Origin of the sequence: Microbacterium sp. Se63.02b, from assembly GCF_014171575.1 — a bacterium.
Taxonomy (GTDB): Bacteria; Actinomycetota; Actinomycetes; order Actinomycetales; family Microbacteriaceae; genus Microbacterium.
This window is the reverse complement of sequence record NZ_CP050453.1, coordinates 3,047,220-3,057,770: the sequence shown is the minus strand read 5'-3', so window position 1 is coordinate 3,057,770 and position 10,551 is coordinate 3,047,220. Positions and strand designations below refer to the sequence as shown.

At 68.5% G+C, this 10,551-nt stretch carries 10 protein-coding genes, 1 tRNA gene and 2 pseudogenes; 7 read left to right on the top strand and 6 right to left on the bottom strand.

Annotation, left to right across the window (positions count from 1 at the left end; translation table 11 throughout):
• The 7 genes and pseudogenes from G4G29_RS15145 (at position 1) to G4G29_RS15120 (ending at position 6,880) form a co-directional block, all read left to right on the top strand.
• Complete coding sequence (locus G4G29_RS15145; protein WP_183150696.1) at positions 1 to 1,281, top strand: aspartate kinase; 1,281 nt, start codon at positions 1 to 3, stop codon at positions 1,279 to 1,281.
• Between the two features lie 240 nt (positions 1,282 to 1,521).
• Entirely contained in the window at positions 1,522 to 2,592 is a 1,071-nt protein-coding gene (locus tag G4G29_RS15140; RefSeq protein ID WP_183150695.1) for an aspartate-semialdehyde dehydrogenase, read from the top strand.
• A 104-nt stretch (positions 2,593 to 2,696) separates the two neighbouring features.
• A complete protein-coding gene (mqo, locus tag G4G29_RS15135) occupies positions 2,697 to 4,127 on the top strand; it encodes a malate dehydrogenase (quinone) (RefSeq protein ID WP_244632606.1) in 1,431 nt (476 codons plus the stop codon).
• 9 nt (positions 4,128 to 4,136) lie between these two features.
• Positions 4,137 to 4,790, top strand: a complete 654-nt coding sequence (locus G4G29_RS15130) for a thymidine kinase (protein ID WP_183150693.1) — start codon at positions 4,137 to 4,139, stop codon at positions 4,788 to 4,790.
• A gap of 99 nt (positions 4,791 to 4,889) precedes the next feature.
• A pseudogene (locus tag G4G29_RS22470) lies at positions 4,890 to 5,033 on the top strand (GntR family transcriptional regulator); the annotation flags it as partial.
• A 157-nt stretch (positions 5,034 to 5,190) separates the two neighbouring features.
• On the top strand, positions 5,191 to 5,652 hold the full coding sequence (locus G4G29_RS22465) for an FCD domain-containing protein (protein WP_244632065.1): 462 nt from the start codon (positions 5,191 to 5,193) through the stop codon (positions 5,650 to 5,652).
• Positions 5,621 to 6,880 (top strand): alpha-hydroxy acid oxidase, encoded by a 1,260-nt coding sequence (locus tag G4G29_RS15120; RefSeq protein ID WP_183150692.1) that lies wholly within the window; start codon positions 5,621 to 5,623, stop codon positions 6,878 to 6,880. Before G4G29_RS22465 ends, G4G29_RS15120 begins: the two co-directional genes overlap by 32 nt.
• Positions 6,881 to 6,907: 27 nt before the next feature.
• Here the strand turns inward: G4G29_RS15120 and G4G29_RS15115 are convergent, their stop codons facing one another.
• From G4G29_RS15115 to G4G29_RS22460, 6 genes and pseudogenes are all read right to left on the bottom strand, one after another.
• The gene (locus G4G29_RS15115; protein WP_183150691.1) at positions 6,908 to 7,750 is read right to left on the bottom strand and encodes a DUF1295 domain-containing protein; all 843 of its coding nucleotides are present in this window, start codon (positions 7,748 to 7,750) and stop codon (positions 6,908 to 6,910) included.
• 49 nt (positions 7,751 to 7,799) lie between these two features.
• Positions 7,800 to 8,554: pseudogene (locus tag G4G29_RS15110) on the bottom strand (HAD-IIB family hydrolase).
• On the bottom strand, positions 8,551 to 9,027 hold the full coding sequence (locus G4G29_RS15105; protein WP_183150690.1) for a VanZ family protein: 477 nt from the start codon (positions 9,025 to 9,027) through the stop codon (positions 8,551 to 8,553). Before G4G29_RS15105 ends, G4G29_RS15110 begins: the two are co-directional and overlap by 4 nt.
• A gap of 66 nt (positions 9,028 to 9,093) precedes the next feature.
• A tRNA-Pro gene (locus tag G4G29_RS15100) sits at positions 9,094 to 9,170 on the bottom strand.
• 57 nt (positions 9,171 to 9,227) lie between these two features.
• Entirely contained in the window at positions 9,228 to 10,169 is a 942-nt protein-coding gene (locus G4G29_RS15095) for a metallophosphoesterase (RefSeq protein WP_183150689.1), read from the bottom strand.
• A complete protein-coding gene (locus G4G29_RS22460; protein WP_244632064.1) occupies positions 10,160 to 10,546 on the bottom strand; it encodes a PASTA domain-containing protein in 387 nt (128 codons plus the stop codon). The genes G4G29_RS15095 and G4G29_RS22460 overlap by 10 nt, the downstream gene beginning before the upstream one ends.
• Positions 10,547 to 10,551: the final 5 nt, after the last annotated feature.

The window sequence follows — 10,551 nt, the reverse complement described above, 5'->3', positions numbered from 1 at the left end:
GTGGCCCTCATCGTGCAGAAGTACGGCGGCTCGTCGGTCGCCGACGCAGAGAGCATCAAGCGCGTCGCCAAGCGCATCGTCGACACGCGCCGCGCCGGACACGACGTCGTCGTCGCGGTCAGCGCCATGGGCGACACGACCGACGAGCTGCTCGAACTCGCCAATGAGGTCGCGCCCATCCCCGCGCCGCGCGAGCTCGACATGCTCCTCTCCAGCGGGGAGCGCATCTCGATGGCGTTGCTGGCCATGGCGATCCACTCGATGGGATTCGAGGCGCGGTCGTTCACCGGCAGCCAGGCGGGCATGATCACCGACTCGCAGCACGGCGCGGCCCGCATCGTCGATGTCACTCCCATCCGTCTGCGCGAAGCGCTCGATGAGGGCGCGATCGTGATCGTCGCCGGATTCCAGGGTTTCAACCGCGACACCCGCGACATCACCACGCTCGGTCGCGGCGGCTCCGACACGACCGCCGTCGCCCTCGCGGCTGCGCTCGACGCCGACGTGTGCGAGATCTACAGCGATGTAGACGGCATCTTCACCGCTGACCCGCGCGTCATCCCGAAGGCGCAGAAGCTCGATCACGTCTCGAGCGAGGAGATGCTCGAGCTCGCGGCCAACGGCGCCAAGGTGCTGTACATCCGCGCCGTCGAGTACGCACGCCGTCACGGCGTCCTGATTCACGCTCGGTCGACGTTCTCGTCGGCCGAGGGCACGTACGTTCTGGGCGAGGGCATGAAGAACCCTCGCGAAGCCGAGGGAGCAGTCATGGAAGAACCGATCGTCGCCGGCGTCGCCACCGATTTCAGCCAGGCCAAGATCACGGTCGCCGGCGTGCCGGACGTTCCGGGCAAGGCCGCCGAGATCTTCAAGATCGTCGCCAAGTCCGGCGCCAACGTCGACATGATCGTGCAGAACGTGTCGGCCACCGGACGCACCGACATCTCCTTCACCGTGCCGAAGGCGGATGCCGCGGCAGCGCTCAAGGCCCTCGCGGGCGACCAGTCCGAGGTCGGCTTCCAGAACCTCATCCACGACGACCAGATCGGCAAGCTCTCGGTGGTCGGTGCGGGGATGCGCACGCACTCCGGCGTCTCGGCGACCCTGTTCGAGGCGCTGTCGGCCGGCGGCATCAACATCGAGATGATCTCCACGTCGGAGATCCGCATCTCGGTGGTGCTCCGCGACACCGACCTGACCGAAGCTGCGCGCACCGTGCACACCGCCTACGGCCTCGACGGCGAGGCGGAAGCGACCGTCCACGCCGGTACCGGTCGCTGATCCGACCCGTCGGATCCCGACGCTTCGCCGAGGAAGAGACGTTTCGCCGAGGGATTCTGTGAAACCCTCGGCGGATCGTCTTCCGCTCGGCGAATCGACTTCGAGTCCGGGAATCGTCTCCCCGGCATCCGACCGCGATAGACTCACCGAAACCCTGACACCGGCGCCAGGCGCAGCTTCCGCATCCCGACGCCGCGCCCGAAGCCTCGTACGCAGTACCGCACGACGCCAAGGAACATCATGACCCGCATCTCCGAATCAGGACTCTCCGTCGCCATCGTCGGCGCCACCGGCCAGGTGGGCACCGTGATGCGCGAGATTCTCGCCGAGCGGTCGTTCCCGATCCGCGATCTGCGCCTGTTCTCCTCGGCGCGCTCCGCAGGCACCGCGATCGAGTTCGGCGGCGCGACCGTGATCGTCGAAGACGTCGAGACGGCCGATGCCACGGGCATCGACATCGCCCTGTTCTCCGCCGGTGCCACCGCGAGCCGGGCCTACGCACCGCGCTTCGCCGCCGCCGGCGCCGTGGTCGTCGACAACTCCAGCGCGTGGCGGATGGACCCCGAGGTGCCGCTCGTGGTCAGCGAGGTCAACCCGCACGCGATCGACGATCGACCCAAGGGCATCATCGCCAACCCGAACTGCACCACGATGGCCGCGATGCCGGTGCTCAAGGTGCTCGATGCGGAGGCCGGCCTCGAACGTCTGATCGTGTCCACCTACCAGGCCGTGTCCGGCTCCGGTCTCGCCGGCGCCCAGGAGCTGCTCGGTCAGGTCGAGGGCGTCCTCGCGCAGGGCGACACCCTGCGCCTGGTGCACGACGGCTCCGCGATCGATTTCCCGGAGCCCGAGAAGTACGTGGCCCCGATCGCGTTCGACGTGATCCCGCTCGCCGGCAACCTCGTCGACGACGGCGACAACGAGACCGACGAGGAGAAGAAGCTCCGCAACGAGAGCCGCAAGATCCTCGAACTCCCTGATCTTCGTGTCGCGGGTACATGCGTGCGCGTCCCGGTCTTCACCGGCCATTCGCTCTCGATCCACGTCGAGTTCGCGCGCGACATCACGCCAGAGCGCGCTCGCGAGGTCTTGAGCGCGGCGCCCGGCGTCATGCTCGACGAGGTGCCGACGCCGCTGCAGGCCGCAGGCAAGGACCCGAGCTTCGTCGGCCGCATCCGCGCCGATCAGTCCGCGCCCGAGGGCAAGGGGCTCGTGCTCTTCGTCAGCAACGACAACCTCCGCAAGGGTGCAGCGCTGAATGCCGTGCAGATCGCCGAGGTGCTCGCGGAGCGTCTCGCGCCGGTGAGCTGAGTCCCGCGTTCCGATGCCGTCGCATGGTCTGCGGCGGCGCGCCCGCGAACTAGACTGGTTCGGTGACTGAAAACGTCGATGTCGTCCTGATCGGCGGTGGCATCATGAGCGCCACCCTGGGTACTCTGCTGCACGAGCTGCAGCCGGAGTGGAAGATCGTCGCGTTCGAGCGACTCTCGGATGTGGCCCAGGAGAGCTCGAACCCGTGGAACAACGCCGGCACGGGTCACGCCGCCCTGTGCGAACTGAACTACATGCCGCAGCAGGGCGATGCCCCGCTCGATCCCGCCAAGGCGGTGTCGATCAACGAGCAGTTCCAGCAGAGCCGTCAGTTCTGGTCGTCGCTGGTGGAGAAGGGTGTGCTCGACGCGCCGTCCACGTTCATCAACGCCACCCCGCACATGACGTTCGTGCGCGGCGAGAAAGACGTGGCCTACCTCAAGGCACGCTACGAGGTGCTCAAGGAGCAGCCGTTGTTCGCGGGCATCGAGTACAGCGAGGACTCCCGCGTCATCAACACCTGGGCGCCTCTGCTGATGCAGCATCGGCGCAAGGGTGAGCCGTTCGCCGCGACCCGGGTGCCGGCCGGAACCGACGTCGACTTCGGCGCGCTCACCCACCAGCTCTTCGACCACCTCACCGACTCCGGCGTCACGCTGCGCACGAACCACGAGGTGCGCAGCCTGAAGAAGCAGAAGGACGGCACCTGGCTGGTCAAGTACCGCAACAGCATCGGGCACACCCCGAACGAGGTCAGGGCGCGCTTCGTGTTCGTCGGCGCCGGTGGCTGGGCCCTCAAGCTGCTGCAGAACTCCGGCATCCCCGAGATCAAGGGCTACGGCGTCTTCCCTATCGGCGGCCAGTTCCTCAAGACGAGCAACCCGAAGATCGTCGCGCAGCACAAGGCGAAGGTCTACTCCCAGGCGTCGGTCGGCGCGCCGCCGATGTCGGTGCCGCACCTCGACACGCGTGTCGTCGACGGTGAGTCCTCGCTCATGTTCGGGCCGTTCGCGACGTTCAGCCCCAAGTTCCTGAAGAACGGCTCGATGCTCGACATCGTGTCGCAGGTGCGCGCGCACAACCTGCTGCCGATGCTGCAGGTCGCCGTCAAGAACCCCGACCTCATCACCTACCTGGTCGGCGAGCTGCTGAAGAATCACGCCAAGAAGGTCGACAGCCTGCGCACGTTCATGCCCACGGCGAAGGATGAGGACTGGACGCTCATCGACGCGGGACAACGTGCCCAGGTCATGAAGAAGGACCCGAAGAAGGGTGGCATCCTCCAGTTCGGCACCGAGGTCGTCGCGGCCTCCGACGGGTCGATCGCCGGTCTTCTCGGAGCCTCGCCCGGTGCATCGACGGCCGTGCCGATCATGCTCGATCTGCTCAAGAAGTGCTTCCCGGCGGAGTATCCCGGGTGGGAGCCCGAGCTTCGTGCGCTCATCCCCACCTTCGGCAAGAAGCTGAACGATGATGCGGCGCTGGCGGAGGAGTCGACCGAAGCGACCGCCGCGGCCCTCGGCATCAACGTCTGAGGTCGCACCGTGGCGAAGCTTTACTTCCGCTACGGCGCGATGAACTCGGGCAAATCGACCGCCCTGCTCCAGGCGGCGTACAACTATGAGGAGCGCGGGCAGCACGTGCTGCTGGCGAAGCCGGCGATCGACACCAAGGGCGCGTCGGAGATCGAGAGCAGGCTCGGCGTCACCCGCCCTGTCGACTTCCTGATCGCTCCCGGCGACGACGCGCGCGTGCTGTTCGCGGAGCACCGGCAGCGGTTGCAGCATGCGTCGGACGACGCGCTGCTCCCCGGGAGGCCGAGCGATGTGGCCTGTCTGCTCATCGACGAGGCGCAGTTCCTCACGCCGAGCCAGGTCGACGACCTCTTCCGTATCGCCGTGGAAGACGGTATCCCGGTCATGGCGTACGGCATCCGCAACGACTTCCTCACGCATGCGTTCCCCGGGTCCGCGCGTCTGCTGGCGATCGCGCACTCGCTGGAGGAGCTCAAGACGATCTGCCGTTGCGGGCGGAAGGCCGTGTTCAACGGCCGAGTCGTCGGCGGACGGTTCGTGTTCGACGGCGATCAGGTCGCGATCGACGAGGGTGCGGTCGGCACCGCGTCGCCGGAGCTGACCACCTACGAGTCGCTGTGCGGCACCTGTTACCTCGAGGAGTCCGGCGGCCGCCTGGGCTGACCCCTTCGACGTCGTCCGAGCGCATCCCGTCTGCGGGGTGCGCTCGTTTGCGTGGTCTGACCACACGCGGTACCCTGTGGTCAGACCACAGGAGGACGCATGGCCGACCAGCCGACGCGCGCATGGCAGCTCGTGCTCGAGCACATCGAGCGCGACCTCCACGACGGTCGCCTCGGGCCGGGTGACCGTCTCCCCTCGGAGCGCGATCTCGCCACCGCTCTCGGCGTCGGCCGATCGAGCGTGCGTGAGGCATTCCGCGTGCTCGAGGTCATGGGTCTCATCCGCACCGCGACCGGGTCGGGCCCACAGTCCGGCGCGATCGTCATCGCCACGCCGACCGGGGGCATGTCGGCCCTGCTCCGATTGCGGTCGCCGCGAAGGGCTTCCCCTCGACCATGTCGTGCGCACGCGTCTTGTGCTCGAAGACGCCGTCGTCGCCGAGATGGCCGCGGCCCCGCAGCGCGACACCGCGCATGCTCACCAGCTGCTCCAGGCGATGGACGCCCCGGAACTCGCGCCGGCGGAGTTCCTCGCGCTCGACGCCCAGCTGCATCTCTCCCTCGCCGAGGCGAGCGGCAACACGGTCATCGCCGCGATGATGGCCGGGCTGCGGTCCTCTATCGAGTCGTACGTGCAGGCGGGCGTCTCCGCGATCCCCGAGTGGGAGGCGATGGCAGCGAGCCTGCGTGCGGAGCATCGCGCACTGGTGTCCGCGATCGATGACGGCGATGTCGACGTCGCTCGGGCCCTCGTGCGCACGCACATCACCGGCTACTACACAGCTGCGGGCCTCACCCGCGACATCCCATCCCCGAACCGAGAGGCAGACCATGGTGCAGCGCCAGCTCCCCAACCCCGCTGAGCTCCTGGAGCTCATGAAGTTCAAGAAGCCCGAACTCGATGGCCGGAAGCGCCGCCTCGACGCCGCGCTCACGATCGGCGATCTGCGGACGATCGCCAAGCGCCGCACCCCGAAGGCGGCGTTCGACTACACCGACGGTGCGGCCGAAGGGGAGCTCTCCCTCACGCGGGCACGTCAGGCGTTCCAGGATGTGGAGTTCCACCCGGGGATCCTGCGCCCTGCGCCCGACGTCGACACGAGCGTGGAGATCCTCGGCGGTCCATCGGCGTTGCCGTTCGGCATCGCGCCGACGGGTTTCACCCGCCTGATGCAGACCGAGGGCGAGGTCGCCGGAGCCGGTGCGGCGGCGGCCGCCGGCATCCCGTTCACCCTCTCCACCCTCGGCACCACGTCGATCGAGGGCGTGAAGGCCGCCAACCCGCACGGACGCAACTGGTTCCAGCTCTACGTCATGCGTGATCGTGAGATCTCGTACGAGCTCACGCGTCGTGCCGCGGCTGCCGGCTTCGACACGCTCCAGTTCACCGTCGACACGCCCGTCGCCGGAGCCCGACTGCGCGACAAGCGCAACGGATTCAGCATCCCGCCGCAGCTCACGCTCGGCACGATCATCAACGCGATCCCGCGCCCCTGGTGGTGGTTCGACTTCCTCACGACGCCGAAGCTGGAGTTCGCCTCGCTCAGCACGACGGGCGGCACGGTCGGCGAGCTTCTGGACGCGGCGATGGACCCGACGATCAGCTATGACGACCTCGCGGTCATCCGCGACATCTGGCCAGGCAAGATCATCATCAAGGGCGTGCAGAACGTGGAGGACTCCGTCCGCTTGCGCGACGAGGGGGTCGACGGCATCGTGCTGTCGAACCACGGCGGCCGCCAGCTCGACCGCGCCCCCATCCCGTTCCACCTGCTGCCCGAGGTCCGCAAGGCGGTGGGCGACGACTTCACGGTCATGATCGACACCGGCATCATGAACGGCGCAGACGTCGTCGCGGCGGTCGCGCTCGGGGCGGACTTCACGCTGATCGGGCGCGCCTACCTCTACGGCCTGATGGCCGGCGGTCGTCAGGGCGTCGACCGGACGATCGCGATCCTGCGCAGCGAGATCGAGCGGACGATGCGCCTGCTGGGCGTGTCTTCCCTCGCCGAGCTCGAACCCGGTCACGTCACTCAGCTGACGCGCCTGGTCCCCGTCTCACGCGCGGCCTCCGAGGCTCACGTCCACTGAGCGTGAGACCCGGCGGTGGCCTCGTGGTCAGGACTGCGGGGCCACCGCTGGGGTGCGGGGTGGCAGCGGCACCAGCATGGACGTCGTCCGGCGATACTCGGCGTAGGCCGGGTACTTCGACGCCGTGATCGATTCGGTGAAGATCGTCGAACCGATGAACAGCAGGGTCAGCAGCGCCGGACCGATGATCGTGGGATTCACCGCACCGCCGATCACGCCTGCACCGCCTGCGACGGCAGCCGTCGCTCCGATCGCGTAGAACGCCCACCACTGTGCCTGTTCGAAGAAGAAGTTGGGGTGTCGGCTGTAGCGGAACAGCCCGGTGGTCGCGAACCCGGGTTCGAGGGTGCCACCGGCCTGCTTCTTGCGCTGATGGAATCGCCACTGCTGCTGGTCGGCGACGGTCTCACCGACCAGGAACGCCAGGAACGCGGCCACGAACACCGCGTCCCATACCGTGAGGGCGGAGGGGTTCTCCGCCGCGACCATCGCGGGGAGGGTGATCAGCACGAGCAGCGTCATCTGATAGACGATGATGAACAGCACGTTGAAGACCTGGAACTGCCACGGTCGCATGCGGCCGCGCAGGATCGCCCAGCGGTAGTCCTCCATGCCCGTGTAGCCGCCCTTGCGCGCGAAGTTGAATGTCAGGCGCGCCCCCCAGGCCGTGGCGAGCACGCCCATGATCACCACGCGGGCGGAACCCTCGCCGTCGGCGAAGGCGCCCACCACGAAGATCCAGACGTAGACGACGGGCACGATCGACCAGGCGCGGTCGACCCAGGACGTGTCTCGCGTGATCAGGGACAGGACCCAGCACACGGCGCTCGCGGCCGCGGCGACGACGATGACGATCAGCAGCGCATCCATGACGCCATGCTAGGGCCCCGCGATGCGCGCGGCGCGACATGGCGCGAGGTCAGAGCGTGCGGAGCAGCACCTCGAGCTTGTCGGCCGTATCCTCCCAGCCGTCCACCGCCACAGACGGCACCCCGATGGCCAGCACCGGGTAGTCGTTGCCGCCCTCGTCGAGGCGGTCGCCGTAGAACAGCATGTCGGTCAGGGCGATCCCCGTGTGCGCGGCGAGCTGCCGCATGCCGAACGCCTTGTCGATGCCGGCCTGGGTGATGTCGATCGACGTGGATCCCCCGAGCGCACTTCGAGTCCAGGAAGGCGGGCGGCGACGGCGTCGCGCAGAGCGCCGCGCTTGCTCCCCGTGGGGTCCCACTCGTGCTTGGCCTCGCGCGGGGCGCGCTGCCCCAGGGCCGAGAAGGTGATTTGCGAGCCGCGGTCCTCGAGGATCTCGCCCCAGGGCTCCGCCTCCCACAGCCCGAGACGCTCGGCCTCTTCGCGGAGCGCCGTCAGCGCGACCTGCTTCTCGTCATCGCTGAGGTCGTGCGCGTAGACCGACGTGAAGTCGGTGCCGTCGTGGCGGAGATAGCGCGTGCCGCAGGTGGGCAGCAGGTGCAGGCGTGCGAGAGCTGTGGCGTCCGCACCGCCGAGACGTGCGACGACCTGCGAACGGAACTGCGCCTCGTTGCCGCCCGAGATGATGGCGACGTCGACCGTGCGGAGGAGGGCGCGGAGAAGGTCGGCGATCCGCGGGTCGATCACACCCTTCGAGGGGGCGAGCGTGTCATCGAGGTCGAAGGCGACGAGTGCGGGCGCGTTCATGATGCCTCCAGCCTAGAAGGTGAATCCTGTGAGTCGCGTCGGGCGATCAGGACTGTGCAGAGCACCGCCAGCGCGACGCCCGCGACCGCTCCTGCGGAGTTGGCCAGGACGTCCGTCACGGTCGCCGCGCGGTGCGGCAATGCGACGCGCTGCGCGGTCTCGATCGCGACGGACAACACGGGGCCCGCCAGCAGGGCGAGCAGCCAGACGCGCCGGGGGAGCAGCACGAACGCCAGGATGCCGACCGGGACGAACACCAGGATGTTCGCGATGATCTCGAGACGTGTGAAGTCGAGCGAGGACCAGCCGAGGCGGTGGGCCACGCCAAGGACCACGTCGAGCAGGTTCGGCATCGTCTGCTCGATCCGCGACGGGGTGAGCGTGAGGGCGGCGAGACCGGCGAGGAACGGGACGGCCAGCACGAGTGCCCAGACTCGCGTGAAACGGCGCGGCGGGGGGAGCAGAGAGCCCATGCGTTCCCTTCGTGCGCGAACCCGATACAGAGAAGGCCGCCCCTGGGGGCGGCCTTCCGGTGTCACTGGTCGGGGTGACAGGATTTGAACCTGCGACCTCTTCGTCCCGAACGAAGCGCGCTACCAAGCTGCGCCACACCCCGTTTGCAACCCTCCGAGTCTACAGGGAAATGCTCTGCACGCCGAATCGAGGCGGGCGATCAGTTCCGTGCGGTCAGGGTGAGCAGCGTCGCCTCGGGGCGGCAGGCGAAACGGACAGGTGCGTAGATGGAGTGCCCGCACCCGGCGCTGACGTTGAGCGGCACGGAGCGGCCGTCGTGCGTCCAGGTGCTGAGCCCCTTCGCCTGCTTCAACGGGATGTCGCAGTTCGCCACGAGGGCGCCGTAGCCGGGGAGGCAGACCTGCCCGCCGTGGGTGTGCCCGCCCAGGATCGCGTCCGCGCCGAGGTCCGTGAATCCGTTGAGCACCCGCTGGTAGGGCGCATGCGTGACCCCCAGCATCGGAGTCGTGGCCTCCCGCTGCCCGAGGGCTGCGATCGCGGCGGGGAGCACGTCGAGGCGGTCCCAGTCCCGATGCGCGTCGTTCACGCCGAAGAGGTCGAGTGCGGCTCCGGCGATCGTGAGCCGCGCTGCAGCGTTGTTCAGATCGGTCCACCCGAGCTCGTCCGCGAAGTAGCGGTCCATCGCCTCGGTGTCGAGGTGCGCGGGCTCGTGATGCTTCTTCGACGGTCCGAGGAAGTACCGCAGAGGGTTCCTGGGGGAGGGAGCCGTGACATCGTTCGATCCGTGCACGAACACGCCGGGGATGCCGGCGAGCGGGTCGAACGCGCGGCGGATGCCGTCGAGACCGTTCACGTGCCCGAGGTTGTCGCCGGTGTTGACGACGAGATCGGGCTTCAGCGCGGCGAGCGAGCCCAGCCAGTCCTGCTTGCGGTGCTGCCACGGTGCCATGTGCGCGTCGGAGAGGTGCAGGATCCGCAGCGGCCTCGACCCCGCGGGAAGCGCGGGCGCGGTGACGTCGCGCACCGTGAAGAGGTAACGCTCGATGCCGATGCCCCAGACCGCCGCGGCCGCACCGACGGCCCCCACCGCGCCGAGCGCGATGAGGGCCGGGTGCGCCGTCCGGCCGGTGCCTACTGACACGTCACGGTGATGCCGGTGGTCTTACTCGTCGCCGTGCCCGGTGGGGGATTCGTGGACGCCACGACCGCGCTCGGAGGGTTGCAGGAGTTGTCGATGTCGATCGACGTGAACCCCGCGCTTCGGAGGGCCGCCGTCGCCTCGGTGGGCGATTTCCCGACCAGGTCCGCCGGCACGGTCGTGCCCTGACCGTTGCTCGGCGAGATGGTGATGGTCGCGCCACCCGCCGCCTGCCCGGACGGATCCTGAGCAGCGACGATGTTGGTCGGCTTGTCGCTCTCGACGGGCGCGCCGTTGGTGACCGAGAAGCCGCGGCTCTCCAGCGTCGATCTCGCCTCATCCATCGTCATGCCGACGACGTCCGGTACCTCGGTGACCACGCGAC